Origin of the sequence: Campylobacter showae CSUNSWCD, from assembly GCF_000313615.1 — a bacterium.
GTDB classification, from domain to species: domain Bacteria; phylum Campylobacterota; class Campylobacteria; order Campylobacterales; family Campylobacteraceae; genus Campylobacter_A; species Campylobacter_A showae_A.
Genome location: NZ_AMZQ01000013.1, coordinates 26,935 through 42,241, shown reverse-complemented (window position 1 = coordinate 42,241; position 15,307 = coordinate 26,935). Strand labels below are relative to the sequence as shown.

The window sequence follows — 15,307 nt, the reverse complement described above, 5'->3', positions numbered from 1 at the left end:
CTCAAATTTTGCTTTACCCCAATTTAAAAATCATACATAAGAGTCAAATTTGACAACTCTACGCAAAAAGAAACGACAAAATGGCTAAATCTTTTCTTATGCCTTCTACGATCGCCTTTGCCGCGCCGTCTCTATGACGGTTGCGATGCTATGTTTACGATCTGGACGCTTTGCTTGGGCAACTCGTCGATCTTGACCTATTATATTGTGGCCCCATCACTCTCTGTCGTATCGTTGATGCCCTGCGTACATTCGGCCGACTTAAAGCCTAAAATAAGATTAAGCATGGCGCCATATGATCTTAAATTTGATGCCGATGCCGCCTCCGTCTTATCTATTTACTTTATATTACCTTGCGCTTCTTGTTTGCACGGCCTTGATAAAGTATTTTGCGTTTTCGACTGGCACATCAGGTAAAATTCCATGACCAAGGTTGAAAATATGCGGCGCGCCTTTCATCGTGCTTAAAATTTTATCCACACCTTCGTCGATCGCCTTTTTACTATAAAGCCTTGTTGGCTCCATGTTGCCTTGAAGGACGTATCTTGGACTAAGTTTTTCTTTTGCAAGCTCGATCGGCGTGCTCCAATCTACGCCAAAAACGTCAAAATTTCCTGAAATTTTATCCAGATATCCGCTTATGCCTTTTGGAAAAACGATGACTGGGATATGCGGGAATTCGGCCTTAACGCTATCAACTATCTTATTTATATAGCTAAATCCAAACTCAAAATAAGCCTGCTCTTCAAGCGCAGCCGCCCAGCTGTCAAAAATTTGCACCGCATTTACGCCAGCTTTTATCTGCTCTTTCATGTAGCCTATGAGCGCGGCCGTAACCTTGGCTAAAATTTGATGCATAAACTCAGGGTTTGAATATAAAAGCTTCTTGCTGACCGCATAGGTTTTCGTCCCGCCGCCCTCGATCATATACGTAGCTATCGTCCACGGCGCTCCGCAAAAGCCGATCAGAGCCTTATCATGTGCCAAATTTTCGCGCGTTAGCTTGATCGTATCGTATACGTAGTCTAAATTTTTGATTGATTTTTGGACGTCCAGCCTATCCAGATCATCTTTCGTCTTGATAGGACCACTAAATACCGGACCCTCGCCTTGGACGAATTTAAGATCCATGCCCATCTCGAGTGGCACGACGAGGATATCACTAAAAAGTATCGCCGCATCGACGCCTAAAATTTCAACCGGCTGGATCGTGACCTCGCTAGCTTTTTTATAGTCTTTACAAAGTGATAAAAAGTCCCCTGCTTTAGCTCTTACAGCCATATATTCTGGCAGATATCTGCCAGCTTGGCGCATCATCCAAACAGGCGTATAGGGCGTCGGTTTTTTTAAACAAGCGTCGATGAAAATCATATATTTCCTTTAAATTTTTAGCGATTTTATCTAAATATTTATTAAATTCTAATCCGCCCACTTACTTTCGTCTAATTTTTTTTCATTTTTAGCCACCACTAGCGCACCCAGCATATCACCCGTCACGTTCATCGACGTGCGCCCCATATCAAGGATCGCGTCGATACCTAAAATCAGCGCATACGCCGCAGCTACCGCGCTTCCGCCCTCGACTTTTAGACCTACTGATTCAAGCACCATCAAAAGCATTATCGCGCCCGCTCCAGGCACCCCGGCAGTTCCCACGGCAGCAAGGACGGCCGTTAGTATTATGGTCATTTTAGCCCCAGAGTCAAGCTCCACGCCCACGGCGTTAGCGATAAACATCGCGCAGATACCTAGATATATGATCGTGCCGTTCATATTTACGGTGGCGCCCACGGGAAGCGCAAAGCCGTAAATTTGCTTTGGGATACCCATGTCTTCTTCGGCCGTTTTCATCGAGATAGGCAGCGTTCCACCCGAGCTTCTGGTTACAAAAGCCGTTAACATAGGCGGGCGAACTTTTTTTAGAAATTTAAACGGATTGATTTTAACGATCAAGCAAATCAAGAAATAAACGACGAAAATTTGAGCCGCAAAGCCGATATACGCGCTAACCGTGACGCCCAAAAGCGGCCCGAAAGCCTTTACGCCTTGCTGTGAAAAGACGATAAATATAAGAGCGAAAACGCCAAACGGCGCGTACTCCATGATCCATCTTATAACGTAAAACATGATATGGTTGATTCCGTCAAATACGTCGTAGATCAAATTTCCAAGCCTACTAAGCCTCTCGTCCTTGCTATCCTTTAAAAACGAAAGCGCGACGCCGAAAAATAGGCTAAAAGTTATGATTTGTAAAATTTCGCCCTTTGCAATAGCTTCAAAAGGGTTGGTTGGAAATAAATTTACGAGTATCGACGACATGCTAGGCGCATTTGCGGCTTTGCCGCCTACGTCGCCGCTGCCGGTTATATGTAGTCCTGCTCCCGGCTCCAAGATAAGCCCGACCGCAAGCCCTACTATGATGGCAAAAAACGACGTCAATATGTAAAAAATCAGCACCTTTGCCCCTACTCTGCCAAGATCCGAAGGTGAGATGGAGCTACAGCCCACGATGAGCGAGGCCATAACGATAGGCACGATGATCATTTTAAGAAGTCTTATGAATACGTCGCCAAAAGGCTTTAGGATAACTATCGCGTCCTTTGCGTCTTGAAAAATGATGCCGCAAACGGCACCCAAAATAAGTCCGGCTAAAATTTTTAGAAGCAAATTCGCCTCGAAATATTTTTGGATTATTCCGCGTTTAGCGTTTGGTTGCACGAAATCTCCTTTAAATTTAATCCGTGAATTATAAGTAAATTTTTCTTAAACTACAAATACTTCTGTTTTTTGAATTACGGATTAAATTTAAAACGAGAAAAAATTAAAAGGCGCAAATTTTAGTTTTTAGCCGCCAGTTCGTCTAGCAAATTTTGCAAATTTACGCCCGCCAAGCTATCAAACATCGCTTGCTTCGCGGAGGCAAATTTAGGCGTCAAAAGCGCCCCGATCCTGCCTCCTAGCGGACAAGGCGGCGGCGAGTTTTTGTGGATTTTAAAGATATCGTTTTCGCCCTCATTTACCGCCGAAAATATATCAAAAAGCGTGATCTGCTCAGGCTTCTTAGCTAGACTCGCCCCACCCGTACCTGCGCTTACGTTTATCAAATTTGCCGATTTTAAAAGCCTGATTATATTTCGCACGATGACGGGGTTCGTGCCGATCGTGCCGGCCAAAAACTCGCTCGTGTTTTTCTCGTCCTTAAAAAACTCGCAGCTAAGCAATATATGTATAGCGATGGAAAATTTTTGTCCTATTTGCATAACCGGCCTTGATTTAAATTTAAAACCGCACGTTGGTTTCGTGCGGCGTTATTTTAGCTAAATTACGCAAAATTTTAAGCTCACGCCCTCTTGCCGACTGCGGTAAAGCGTTTTTGCACGAAATTTCTATTTTTTAGCTCGTCTATGATCGCGATCGCAAGATCGGCGTAGCTGATATAGCTCTCGTTTTGCGAGTTTAATATGACGTGATCGTTGCCAAGGACGTATTTGCCGGTGCGAGCGCCATCTGCGTCGTAGTCTCCCGCAGGCGAGATGGCAGTTTAAAATTTACGCCCGCATTTGTCGCGCCCGCCTTGCGAATTTTACAGCCAGCTTGGCTTTACGTCCTCGTTTATCACGCCATCACTCATCGTGTATTGCTCCAGGCTGCCGCGTTTGGTCTGGATACAGATAAACTTCATCCCCTGCGCGCCCGCCTTGAAGCACCTTTTGCCGTCAGGATCGATGCGGATCGCATCGCCCTCACCCACCGCCTTTTCCTCGCCGTCGATGAATAGCGTACCGCCGCCTTTTAGCACCAAGTAAAGCTCCTCGTTTTGCTTGTGCGAATGCACGAAAGGCACGCTCGCGTTTGCCGGAAGCTCATTGATAGAAAGCTCACAGCCGCTTAAATTTAGAGCGTCTTTTAGCTCGACTCTCGGTTCGTTTTTTGTTGAAACGATCTTGTAGTTTGACATCTTTGTCTCCTTAGATTTTTTGTTGTAATGCTATAACTTACAACTGATAAGCGAAGTATAATAAAATTTCGTTGTAATGTCAAGAATTACAGCCAAAATTCTGCAAAAATTGACGCAAAATTTAAAATCAGCTAGAATCCGCGCGATTTTAACCGAAGGAATTTTATGCAAAATAGCGCATTTAGAAGGCTTACGATCAGCCCCAGCGACGCGCCTAGGCTGATAGAGGAGTTTAGCAAACTAAAAGATATCGGCAAGCGCGTGGATGCCGGACTAGAAGGCGATATAGATAAAATTTAGGCGCTTTTTTGGGTATAATCTAACTAAAATTTGCCAAAAAACGAGGTCAAAATGCACAAAAATCACGCCCACTGCGCACATTCGCACGCGTCAAACAAGGTCGTTTTAAGAAATTCTTTCTTTATAATATTCGCTTTTATGCTAGTCGAGGTCGCGGGCGGCTTAGCGACGAACTCGCTCGCCCTACTCTCCGACGCCGGGCACATGCTATCAGACGCCGCAGCGCTCGGGCTTTCGCTATTTGCGTTTAAATTCGGCGAACGCAAGGGCAATCTGCAAAAGACCTTCGGCTACAGGCGGATCGAAATTTTAGCCGCGACGATAAACGCCGTCACGCTCATCGTCATCGCCGTTTTTATCGTCATCGAGGCGGCGCGGCGCCTGCAAAATCCGCCAGAAGTAGCCACCACTGGGATGCTTATCATCAGCACGCTGGGTCTTGCCGTAAATATCGTCGTGGCCTATTATATGCTGCGCGGCAGCGACGTGAGAGAAAACGTCAATATGCGCGGCGCCTACATGCACGTGCTGGGCGACGCTGCGGGCTCGGTGGGCGCGATCGCGGCGGCTGTGCTGATGATGTGCTTTGGCTGGGGCTGGGCGGACGCGGCGGCTAGCCTGCTCGTGGCCGTGCTCATCGTAAAAAGCGGCTGGGGCGTGCTAAAAGACAGCCTAAACATCCTCATGGAGGGCTCGCCAAAAGGCGTGAGCCTAGACGCGCTCGTCGCGCAGATCAGGGGCGTGGACGGCGTGCTTTCGGTGCACGACCTACATGTCTGGAGCATAACAAGCGGCGCAAACGCGCTCACGGCTCACGTAGTGGTCAGCGGCGAGCTGAGCGTGCGCGAGGCGGAACGGATCATGGCCGAAATATCACACGAAATGGAGCATCTAGGCATCACGCACACGACGCTGCAGGTTGAGAGCAGCAATAACGAATGCGCTGACGAGCTAATCTGCGAAGTAAGGTCAAACGATGCGGGCGGACATTTAGGGCATAGTCATTAAAATTAACGAATGCGGCTAAATTTTAGCAACGACCTTTTTAGTTGCTTCTATCTTTTTATCCGTCCACTGCACAACGTCTTTTATGACCAGTTTTTCGATAGCTTTTATGAAATTTTCCATAAATTCGTAGTCGATTCGGTCGTTTACGGCTGGAAGATTGATTTTAAATTTTAAACTTTGTGAGCTTCTTAGTTTCTTGCCGTAAGAAAACCTACCCCGCAACGACCTTGATATAGCCGCAGCAAAATAAAGCATCACACTTTGCGAATATTCCTTACTTTCGTTCCAATAAACACCCGTATCGTCCCCTGCTCCAAAATCATAATTTCTATAAAATGTATTTCCAAAAATATCAACGGTTATCGAATTTCTAGGAAAGGTAACTACTGGATTTGATATATGATTTACGACACCGGTATTCGTTACTCCAGCCATTACAAACGGTACTAATCCATCTTTTTGGTCTTCTTTTTTTAGCCTTCTACCTTGTTTGATATTGTCAAATAATGTTTCTAAGGTAGTAAATTTACTCGCTACCCCCCCCCATTGGCTAAATTCGTCAAATTTAGCCAAAGCATCCTCTTCTTTCTCGGTTAGCTTATAATCTTTAAGCCCAGTTGCCGCAAGATACGCGTCGAGCTCTTCGACGCGTTCGCGTTCGAGCTCTTCGATAAATTTTTCCATAAAGGAAAAATTTATCTCGCCACCTAACGTCGGCAAAAGAATTTTTGTATTATAGAAAAGTCTTTCAAAATCTCTAACTAAACTACCTTGATAAATTTTTTGATTTTTATTTAAAAGAACTATAAAATATTGAGCTACCTTGCTATTAAAATAATCAAATTTTGGATAAATAGTTTTAGTAAACTGCCCCGCGTAAAAATCCTTTTCCATATAAAAAAACTGCATCCCAAGCATTCCAACCGCCAGTGAATTGCCTGATATTTTATGCTCCTCATCCAAATAATCGACATAGCCTGCAATACCATTATTTAAAACTGTTCTTGTGAAATATGGATAAACTCCATTCTCAGAAAAATTAAAACTATCTTTATTTAGTTGTGGATTTGACTTCACATTAAATAATTTATCAAGCCTAATTTTTTCAAATTTCCCGCCACTCGTTTTAAATTCTCGCTCTAAATTTGCAATCCTTTCGCTAATTAAGCTTTGCTTGGGACTATCCTTTTTTAAAATTTGCGCCACTTCCCAGCTTAGGTAGTCGCTCACGGTCTTTTTAAAATCGGCTAGTGTCGGCATAGTATCTACGGGGCGAGATTTATTCCAGTCGGCACCATTGCTCGGATCAATCGTCGCTTCGTAATATTCGTTTTGCGTGAAAATTTCAAGTTTGCTTGCGCCGAAACGGACCAAATTTACAAGCTCCTCGTAACGCTCTTTGGCTCTATCCGTATCCCTTAGATTATTACTGGCTTTTTTGCGGTTTGAGCGCGTATAGCCATCGTTTGAAAAGTCTATAAATTTTACTATTTCGTCTTTTTCGTGCTTTTCGCCGACTTTAAAGACATAGACATTCGTCTGCACGCTTGATTTACCGACGAAAAGATCGATCGGCATTTTTATGCTTGCGATTAAGGTATTGCGAGCTAAAATCCTTTTATTTATCTCTTTTGCCTTGCCGCTACCGGCGGAATTTTGAATAATTATCGCCGCATAGCCGCCGTTCATCATATTTAACGCCGTTTCGACGAATACCATCCCGTTGCCCGGCGCCGAATACGGAGGATTTAACACAAAAGCATTTGCGGGAAATTTTTCGTCGTCTTTACCGAAGCCGTAAACGCCCTCAAAGTCAGTCAAACTATCTTTATTTAGGATATTAGAGCTTCCATCGCCCATCATTATCATATTTAAAACCGCGAGCATATAGACGCTTGATAGCAGCTCCAAGCCTAAAAGTTGATATGCCTTAATATGCGCCTCTTTTTTGGTTAGCTGATCAGGAGATGCTATGCTATTTTTAGCGTCTTTTAGCATTTCGTTCATCGCGGCAACCAAAAGCCCCGCCGAACCGGTCGCAAAGTCCCAAACGTAGCTGTCTTTATTCACGCGGGCAAGTTTAGCCAAAAGCGTAGCGACGTATGATGGCGTAAGCACTACGTCGTTTAGTTTATCCTGCGTAAAGCCCAGCCACGAATACATCTCGTTAAAAAGCTTGCCCGTAAAATCGGTGGTTAGTCCGATTTTGTAATAAATCCCCAGATCATCGACTATTTTTGAAAAAACGCGTTTTAGTTGAGTTTCGCCGTTTGAAATTTTATTTATATTATCGGTTAGTATCGTGTTTGAAAGAGTGCGGATGATAAGCTCTTTCTTTTCGCTCGGCAAATTTTTCTCGTTTAAAAAGGCTCTTATCTTTCGCATTAAAATTTCGCCGTCGGTATTGCCTCTTTCGCTTGATGATTTTAGCTCTGATTTTTCGAGCGGAGCGACTTTGCCTGGAATGCCAAGAGTGGCGATGATTGAGGCTGCAACCAGATAAACTCTATCATTTTCTCCAAGTCCTTTTTCATTGCTATAAATGTCGTTATTTAATTTTACTAAACTCGCGGCGATCTCTTTTTCGCGCTTTTGCTTGATTTTTTCTAGTTCGTCGGGGGTTAAATTTAGATTTTTAAGCTTATCAGTAAAATCGCTAAAATGCGTCTTTTCTAAAAATGATAAATCGGTAAAATCGCCTACTTTACGCCCTACTCCCAAATTTGATTTTGAAACATAATAAACACCGATTTTAGTTTGCAATTTATCCTTGCTATCTTTATATCCAGTAACTCCTATAGCGATTATGTCGGTGTAACTCGTGTGGTGCAAAAGCGCATTTGCGTAATGCACCGCGCCATTAACCGCGTAATCTTTAATGTTTTTAAAATTTGGCTCATTTTTGGCGGTACGATTTTCTACATTGCCGTCGGCGTCTAGCTTTTCTAACTTATCTTCATAGCCTTTGTATCCAATCAATACGGGATAAAAATTTAAGCCGCCATCTTGCAAAAGCAGTTTAGCGTCAGGACGATTGCCACCCTTACCGCCGCTTTTAGTAAAATACTCTTGTAGGGCGCTGTCTATCTCGCTATTTAATGACTCTTGTTCTAGTTTATAATCAAGCCTATATGTTTTTAGCTGTGAATTTATCGCATCTGCCACACTTGGTTCTACACTTCGAGTATTTGTCATCTTGCGCCTCTTTTTTTGATTTTAAAATTTACGATTTTAGCGATTTTTTACTTAATGTTTAAAATAAAAATTATGCAGACTTTAAATCAATTTTAGGCAAAATAAAAGCCAAAAATTTAACAAAAAAGTAAAAGAGTAAATGAAAAACATCAGAAATTTTAGCATCATCGCTCACATCGACCACGGTAAATCCACGCTTGCAGACCGCCTCATCCAGGAGTGCGGCGCCGTCAGCGACCGCGAGATGAGCTCGCAGATCATGGACACGATGGACATAGAAAAAGAGCGCGGCATCACGATCAAGGCTCAGTCCGTACGCCTAAATTACGCGCTCGGCGGCGAAAATTTCGTCCTAAATTTGATCGACACCCCGGGCCACGTGGACTTTAGCTACGAGGTGAGCCGTTCTCTTGCTAGCTGCGAGGGTGCACTGCTCGTAGTGGATGCCAGTCAAGGCGTAGAGGCGCAGACTATCGCAAACGTCTACATAGCACTTGAAAACAACCTCGAAATCATCCCCGTCATAAATAAAATCGATCTCCCCGCAGCAGATCCCGCTCGCGTAAAAAACGAGATCGAGCACGTTATAGGGCTTGACTGCAGCGGCGCGATCGAGGTTAGCGCCAAAAGCGGCATAGGCATCAAAGATCTGCTAGAAGCCATCATCACGCGCATCCCCTCTCCTGGCGGCGAGACGGAAAAACCGCTAAAAACGCTCATCTACGACAGCTGGTTTGACAACTACCTAGGCGCGCTGGCGCTCGTGCGCGTCTATGACGGCGAGCTAAAGAAAAACGACGAGATCCTAGTCATGGGCACGGGCAAAAAACACATCGTGCTAGACCTCATGTATCCAAACCCGATCGCGCCGATAAAAACGGCAAATTTGGGCGCGGGCGAGGTCGGCATCGTGGTGCTGGGGCTAAAAAACGTGAGCGACGTGCAGGTAGGAGATACCATCACGCTGGCTCGTAATCCCGTAAAAGAGCCCGTCGGCGGCTTTGAGCGGGCTAAGCCGTTCGTATTTGCGGGACTTTATCCGATCGAAACGGATAAATTTGAGGACCTACGCGACGCTCTGGATAAACTAAAGCTAAACGACAGCTCGATCAGCTATGAGCCAGAGACCTCGGTCGCGCTAGGGTTTGGCTTTCGCGTCGGATTTTTGGGACTACTGCACATGGAGGTTATCAAGGAGCGTTTGGAGCGCGAATTTGACCTCGATCTCATCGCCACGGCACCGACCGTCACCTACGAAGTCGTGCAGACCGACGGTCAAATTTTACGCATCCAAAACCCTAGCCAGCTCCCGCCGGTCAATAAAATCGAGCACGTCAAAGAGCCCTACGTCAAGTCCACCATCATCACGCCAAGCGAGTTTTTGGGCAACATCATCACGCTGCTAAACAATCGCCGCGCCGTGCAGACTAAGATGGACTACATCACACCCGAGCGCGTGCTGCTCGAGTACGACATCCCGATGAACGAGATCGTGATGGACTTTTACGACAAGCTAAAATCGAGCACCAAAGGCTACGCGAGCTTTGATTACGAGCCTAGCGACTACCGCGTGGGCGACCTGGTAAAGCTTGATATCAAGGTCGCGGGCGAGACCGTGGATGCGCTCTCCATCATCGTGCCCGAAAGTAAAGCCCAGTCCAAGGGGCGCGACTTCGTCAAAGCGATGAAAGAGATCGTGCCGCGCCAGCTCTTTGAGGTGGCTATTCAAGCCAGCATCGGCAACAAAGTCATCGCGCGCGAAACCGTAAAATCGATGGGCAAAAACGTAACCGCCAAGTGCTACGGCGGCGATATCACGCGTAAGCGCAAGCTGCTAGAAAAGCAAAAAGAGGGCAAAAAGCGTATGAAAGCTATCGGCAAGGTAAATTTGCCGCAAGAGGCGTTTTTAAGCGTTTTGAAAATAGACTAGCGGCGTCTTGCGAGCGTTTTTGCTGCGCTCGCGGCCGCTTTTATTATCTCGCGTCAAATTTGTAAATTTGACTCGCCCAGACCCGCACCGCGAAAATGCTAAATTTAGCACTATATCCGCTTTTAAAATCTCAAAAATCAAATTTAATAAAATTTATACGAATTTCCAATTTCCTTCAAATTTTACGCAAATTTGGAAATTCATCTCAAATTTGGATAGAATTTTGCTTGTGCAATGTAAAATTTACGAAAGGATTTTTATGAAAAATTTTATACTTTTATTTGCGGCGTTCCTTTTTACGGGATGCTTCGGGCTATTCGAGAGCTCGCCGGAGGTCGCTCAAACTAGCGAAGGCAACGCAAAAGGCTACAAAGAGGTAATGCGTATCAAAGCAGACTGTTCCTCGTGTGCTAGCGGCGGTCAGGGCATCAAGATAAACGGCACGGACTACACCAGCGACGTGGCGATAAAATGCTGCATCGCTCAAAGCAGGATCGACACGAACGCGGCCATCAAAAAAGTCTATATCCATAAAATAGCCGACGAAAGAGCAGCGGATAGCGGCATAAAATTTATCTCCAAAAACGGCGCGAAAATGCTCTATCCAAAAGAGCGCCTTGAGAGGCTTTTTCATCTTTTCTTACAAGACGAGCTGCTAAACCGCGGAATCATGGTCGTGGATAGCCAGACCTCGCCGTACACCTACCGCGTAGATTTTGCATTTACCGACTACACAGCCTCGTATAGCGAGCCGTCGCAGTATCTAAGCGCGGCGATGAAAGGCAAACTAGGCGTCAAAAACATAAACAAAACCCGCGTGCTAAACATCTCCACCAGACAAGACGTACGCAAGCTTGAGGCCGAGGACACTGAGGATTTTAACCTCTACGTCTACCTTCTCGTTAAACAAGCCGCCAACAAAGCCGCCGAAGAGATATCAAAACTATAAAGGAAAAATATGAAAAAATTAGCTTTTTACACCCTTGCCACCGCGCTTTTTGCCGCAGTCATGAGCGGATGTTCGCAGCGTAGCTCGGTGTTGAATTTGACTCCGTATCAATCAACCTCAAACCAGATGGGCTACCAAAAAAATATCCGTATAAATAGCATCGAGGACGCTCGCGCAAACAAAAGCATTGTCGCCACGATCACGGGCAGTAACGGCAACGTCAAGGAGTACGTCACACTACAAAACAGCATCGAGAGCTGGCTGCAAGACGGCCTTAGTACCGAGCTAAAGCGCCTGGGAGCAAATTTGAGCGACTTTGGCGATATCGTCGTGGACGTGCGGATCGTCGAGCTTAAAGCAAATCTAAGCGGCTACTCCACCGACAACCTAAAAGGCTCAGCAAAGCTTGCTATAACGGTGCATAGAGGCGATCAGACCATCACCAAAAACGTCTCGCAGGAGCAGACCAAATTTGCCCCGATTCACACGAGCGGCGCGTTTAAGAGCTTCTTTGACGAGCTACTACAAGACATCGTAAAACGCGCGGCGATCCAGATCCTAAAAAGCTGATGAGATGCGCTAACTGCGGGCATCTGAGTCTGGGCGTGATCTGTAAAATTTGCAAAGATCACCTGCTCGCCTCGCCCGCAAGAACGCGCGTTTTGGACGGCGATTTTAAAATTTACAGCTTTTTTGACTACTCCGAGGTTAAAAATTTACTCCACTCAAAGCACCTATTTCACGGCTCTTTCGTCTACGGCGCGCTCGCAAATTTGAGTTTTAAGATTTTTGCTCGCAAATTTAGCTTCGGCTATCCCGTAAACGCCGTGCCGATCGACGACAAAACGACTAGCGGCTACTCGCATACGGCAATCCTAGCTCGCGCGTTAAAAAGTCGCGACGTCCGCCCGATTTACGCCTGCTTGCACGCGAGCTCAAACGTCAGCTACCACGGCAAGGATCTCGCCTTTCGCCTAAAAAATCATCGAAATTTTAAGCTTTTAAAAACGCCTAAATATCCCGTTATCTTGATAGACGATATCGTGACGACGGGTACGACGATAGACGAAGCTAGACGGACGCTGCAAAAAGCCGGCTGCGAGGTGCTTTTCGCGCTGACGCTTGCGGATGCGAAGTATTAAAATTTGACTCAATCAAGGCAAAATGCGGACTCAAATTTAGCATTTTAAAGCTAGCGAAGTAAAATTCTCAAACATCCCCAAATTTCGGTCAAATTTAACATCATCAAGCCACTAGAAAGCATATCTATTTAGCAAGTTTTTATCAAATTTAAGCTAAAATCGGCAAGTAAATTTTAAGGAAAAATATGGAAAATATATTTGAAAACAATCAAGACATCCAAGCCGTCGATATCGAAGAATCGATAAAAACGAGCTACCTCGACTACTCGATGAGCGTCATCGTCGGTCGCGCCCTGCCAGATGCCAGAGACGGCTTAAAACCCGTTCACAGACGCATCCTATACGCGATGAACAACCTCGGAGTCGGCAGTCGTAGCCCATACATGAAGTCCGCGCGTATCGTGGGCGACGTCATCGGTAAATACCACCCGCACGGCGACACGGCCGTTTACGACGCACTCGTGCGTATGGCGCAGAAATTTTCCATGCGCTATCCGGCGGTTGACGGACAAGGAAACTTCGGCTCCATCGACGGCGACGGCGCAGCGGCGATGCGTTATACCGAGGCTAGGATGACCAATCTCACCGAAGAAATCTTGCGCGATATCGAAAAAGACACGGTTGATTTTATCCCAAACTACGACGACAGAGAGACTGAGCCAGATGTCCTACCTAGCCGCGTGCCAAATTTGCTACTAAACGGCTCTAGCGGTATCGCCGTCGGTATGGCGACGAATATCCCGCCGCACAGCCTTGACGAGCTGATAGACGGACTTTTGCTAGTGCTTGAAAATAAAAACGCGACGCTAGAAGAGGTGATGCAGTACATAAAAGGGCCTGATTTCCCGACTGGCGGGATAATATTTGGCAAAAAAGGCATCATAGAGGCCTACCGCACGGGACGAGGACGCGTCAAACTACGCGCCAAAACTCATATCGAAAAAAAGCCGAACAAAGACGTCATCGTCGTAGACGAGCTACCGTATCAGACGAACAAAGCCCGCCTCATCGAGCAAATCGCCGAGCTAGTCAAAGAAAAACAGATCGAAGGCATCAGCGAAGTGCGCGACGAGTCCGATAAGGACGGCATCCGCGTCGTCATCGAGCTAAAACGCGATGCTATGAGCGATATCGTGCTAAACAATCTCTTTAAATCCACGACGATGGAGAGCACCTTTGGCGTCATAATGCTGGCGATAAACAACAAAGAGCCGAAGGTATTTAACCTAATCGAGCTTTTGAAGCTATTTTTAAATCACAGAAAAACCGTCATCATCCGCCGCACGATATTTGATCTAGAAAAAGCTAGAGCTAGAGCTCATATTTTAGAGGGCTTAAAGATCGCGCTAGATAATATCGACGAGGTGATCGAGCTCATCAAAAATAGCGCCGATACGCCTAGCGCTCGCGAGGGATTAGTGGCAAAATTTGGCCTTAGCGAGCTACAAGCAAATGCCATCCTAGACATGAGACTAAGCAAGCTAACGGGACTTGAGCGCGAGAAACTAGAAGCCGAGCTAGCCGAACTGATGGCCGAGATCGCGCGCCTAGATGAAATTTTAAAGAGCGAAACCTTGCTAGAAAAACTAATCAAAGACGAGCTGCTTGAGATAAAAAATAAATTTAAAGTACCGCGCATCACCGAGATCGTGGATGATTACGACGATATCGACATCGAGGACCTCATTCCTAACGAAAACATGGTCGTAACTATCACGCACCGAGGCTACATCAAACGCGTGCCAAGCAAGCAGTACGAGAAGCAAAAACGCGGCGGCAAAGGCAAGGTCGCGGTAACTACGTACGACGACGACTTCATCGAGAGTTTCTTTACGAGCAACACTCACGATACGCTGATGTTTGTGACCGACCGCGGACAGCTCTACTGGCTCAAAGTCTATAAGATCCCTGAAGGAAGCCGCACGGCAAAAGGCAAAGCAGTAGTAAATCTCATCCAGCTACAGCCTGACGAAAAGATCAAGGCGATCATCCCGACGACTGATTTTGCCGAAAGCAAATCGCTCGCGTTTTTCACCAAAAACGGCATCGTAAAACGCACGAATTTGAGCGAATTTAAAAACATCCGCTCTATCGGCGTTCGCGCTATTAACCTGGACGAGAACGACGAGCTAGTAACGGCTCTCATCGTCGAGGGCGAAGAAGAGCCGATAAATATAATCGACGAGCTTGGCGTAGAGACCGAGATAAACGAGATAGAGGCAATAGAAGCTCAGATCGATGAGGAAAATAGCGAAGAAAACGACGAAAACGCGGCCGAAGGAAGCGACGATAGCGAAAAAATGCTATTTATCGTAACCAAAAAGGGAATGTGCCTCAAATTTAAACTCAGTAAAGTCCGCCAGATGGGCAGAACGGCTCGCGGCGTGACGGGTATTAAATTTAAAGAAGCCGGCGACGAGGTCGTAGGCGCAGCCGTCATCGAAAACAACGATCAAGAGGTGCTAAGCATATCTCAAAAAGGTATCGGCAAACGCACCACCGCAGACGAATACCGCCTAACGAATCGCGGCGGCAAGGGCGTAATCTGCATGAAGCTAACGAATCGTACCGGCGATCTAATCGGCGTCGTAATGGTCGATGACGAACAAGATCTGATGGCCCTAACCTCAAGCGGCAAGATGATACGCGTCGATATGCAAAGCATCCGCAAAGCCGGCCGTAACACTAGCGGCGTCATCGTCGTAAACGTGGACGGCGACGACGTAGTCAGTATCGCCAAGTGTCCTAAAGCCGACGATGGCGAGGATGAGAGCGGCGAAGAGACGCTAGAAAATTTAGAATGAATTTAGTGCTTTTGGAATACA

The 15,307-nt window shown here is 46.1% G+C and carries 12 protein-coding genes; 7 read left to right on the top strand and 5 right to left on the bottom strand.

From position 1 onward, the window contains the following. Nucleotides 1-348: 348 nt before the first annotated feature. The 4 genes from hemE to CSUNSWCD_RS09365 all read right to left on the bottom strand — a co-directional run bounded on the left by hemE (nucleotide 349) and on the right by CSUNSWCD_RS09365 (nucleotide 3,958). On the bottom strand, nucleotides 349-1,371 hold the full coding sequence (gene hemE, locus CSUNSWCD_RS09380; RefSeq protein ID WP_009496258.1) for a uroporphyrinogen decarboxylase: 1,023 nt from the start codon (nucleotides 1,369-1,371) through the stop codon (nucleotides 349-351). Nucleotides 1,372-1,419: 48 nt separating this feature from the next. Beyond that, nucleotides 1,420-2,718, bottom strand: coding sequence for a dicarboxylate/amino acid:cation symporter (locus tag CSUNSWCD_RS09375; RefSeq protein WP_009496256.1), 1,299 nt, complete (start codon nucleotides 2,716-2,718; stop codon nucleotides 1,420-1,422). Between the two features lie 119 nt (nucleotides 2,719-2,837). Then, nucleotides 2,838-3,260: an Rrf2 family transcriptional regulator gene (locus CSUNSWCD_RS09370; protein WP_009496254.1), complete on the bottom strand. Its 423-nt coding sequence runs from the start codon at nucleotides 3,258-3,260 to the stop codon at nucleotides 2,838-2,840. A gap of 323 nt (nucleotides 3,261-3,583) precedes the next feature. Next, a complete protein-coding gene (locus CSUNSWCD_RS09365; protein ID WP_009496252.1) occupies nucleotides 3,584-3,958 on the bottom strand; it encodes a cupin domain-containing protein in 375 nt (124 codons plus the stop codon). Nucleotides 3,959-4,123: 165 nt separating this feature from the next. Here CSUNSWCD_RS09365 and CSUNSWCD_RS11915 point away from each other — a divergent pair, with 165 nt between their 5' ends. Together CSUNSWCD_RS11915 and CSUNSWCD_RS09360 are read left to right on the top strand one after the other, a co-directional pair. Next, nucleotides 4,124-4,258, top strand: coding sequence for a hypothetical protein (locus CSUNSWCD_RS11915; RefSeq protein ID WP_009496251.1), 135 nt, complete (start codon nucleotides 4,124-4,126; stop codon nucleotides 4,256-4,258). 51 nt (nucleotides 4,259-4,309) lie between these two features. Next, nucleotides 4,310-5,266, top strand: coding sequence for a cation diffusion facilitator family transporter (locus CSUNSWCD_RS09360; RefSeq protein WP_009496249.1), 957 nt, complete (start codon nucleotides 4,310-4,312; stop codon nucleotides 5,264-5,266). A 15-nt stretch (nucleotides 5,267-5,281) separates the two neighbouring features. Here the strand turns inward: CSUNSWCD_RS09360 and CSUNSWCD_RS12040 are convergent, their stop codons facing one another. Next, nucleotides 5,282-8,461, bottom strand: coding sequence for an N-6 DNA methylase (locus tag CSUNSWCD_RS12040; protein ID WP_009496247.1), 3,180 nt, complete (start codon nucleotides 8,459-8,461; stop codon nucleotides 5,282-5,284). A gap of 139 nt (nucleotides 8,462-8,600) precedes the next feature. Between CSUNSWCD_RS12040 and lepA the strand changes: the two genes are divergently transcribed. From lepA to gyrA, 5 genes are all read left to right on the top strand, one after another. After that, entirely contained in the window at nucleotides 8,601-10,391 is a 1,791-nt protein-coding gene (gene lepA, locus CSUNSWCD_RS09350) for a translation elongation factor 4 (RefSeq protein ID WP_009496246.1), read from the top strand. A gap of 259 nt (nucleotides 10,392-10,650) precedes the next feature. Continuing rightward, nucleotides 10,651-11,340, top strand: coding sequence for a hypothetical protein (locus tag CSUNSWCD_RS09345; RefSeq protein ID WP_034964780.1), 690 nt, complete (start codon nucleotides 10,651-10,653; stop codon nucleotides 11,338-11,340). Nucleotides 11,341-11,349: 9 nt separating this feature from the next. After that, nucleotides 11,350-11,910 carry a YajG family lipoprotein gene (locus CSUNSWCD_RS09340; protein ID WP_009496244.1) on the top strand — a complete coding sequence of 187 codons (561 nt, stop codon included), beginning with the start codon at nucleotides 11,350-11,352 and terminating at the stop codon, nucleotides 11,908-11,910. Then, nucleotides 11,910-12,482: a ComF family protein gene (locus tag CSUNSWCD_RS09335; RefSeq protein ID WP_009496243.1), complete on the top strand. Its 573-nt coding sequence runs from the start codon at nucleotides 11,910-11,912 to the stop codon at nucleotides 12,480-12,482. The genes CSUNSWCD_RS09340 and CSUNSWCD_RS09335 overlap by 1 nt, the downstream gene beginning before the upstream one ends. 185 nt (nucleotides 12,483-12,667) lie before the next feature. After that, nucleotides 12,668-15,286, top strand: coding sequence for a DNA gyrase subunit A (gyrA, locus tag CSUNSWCD_RS09330; protein WP_009496242.1), 2,619 nt, complete (start codon nucleotides 12,668-12,670; stop codon nucleotides 15,284-15,286). Nucleotides 15,287-15,307: the final 21 nt, after the last annotated feature.

What these genes read in the sequence shown, in the direction of transcription:
- CSUNSWCD_RS09345 (WP_034964780.1), top strand. Translation starts at nt 10,651, where the DNA reads ATGAAAAATTTTATACTTTTATTTGCGGCGTTCCTTTTTACGGGATGC.
- CSUNSWCD_RS09370 (WP_009496254.1), bottom strand. Translation starts at nt 3,260, where the DNA reads ATGCAAATAGGACAAAAATTTTCCATCGCTATACATATATTGCTTAGC.
- CSUNSWCD_RS09335 (WP_009496243.1), top strand. Translation starts at nt 11,910, where the DNA reads ATGAGATGCGCTAACTGCGGGCATCTGAGTCTGGGCGTGATCTGTAAA.
- gyrA (WP_009496242.1), top strand. Translation starts at nt 12,668, where the DNA reads ATGGAAAATATATTTGAAAACAATCAAGACATCCAAGCCGTCGATATC.
- lepA (WP_009496246.1), top strand. Translation starts at nt 8,601, where the DNA reads ATGAAAAACATCAGAAATTTTAGCATCATCGCTCACATCGACCACGGT.
- CSUNSWCD_RS11915 (WP_009496251.1), top strand. Translation starts at nt 4,124, where the DNA reads ATGCAAAATAGCGCATTTAGAAGGCTTACGATCAGCCCCAGCGACGCG.
- CSUNSWCD_RS09360 (WP_009496249.1), top strand. Translation starts at nt 4,310, where the DNA reads ATGCACAAAAATCACGCCCACTGCGCACATTCGCACGCGTCAAACAAG.
- CSUNSWCD_RS12040 (WP_009496247.1), bottom strand. Translation starts at nt 8,461, where the DNA reads ATGACAAATACTCGAAGTGTAGAACCAAGTGTGGCAGATGCGATAAAT.
- CSUNSWCD_RS09340 (WP_009496244.1), top strand. Translation starts at nt 11,350, where the DNA reads ATGAAAAAATTAGCTTTTTACACCCTTGCCACCGCGCTTTTTGCCGCA.
- hemE (WP_009496258.1), bottom strand. Translation starts at nt 1,371, where the DNA reads ATGATTTTCATCGACGCTTGTTTAAAAAAACCGACGCCCTATACGCCT.
- CSUNSWCD_RS09365 (WP_009496252.1), bottom strand. Translation starts at nt 3,958, where the DNA reads ATGTCAAACTACAAGATCGTTTCAACAAAAAACGAACCGAGAGTCGAG.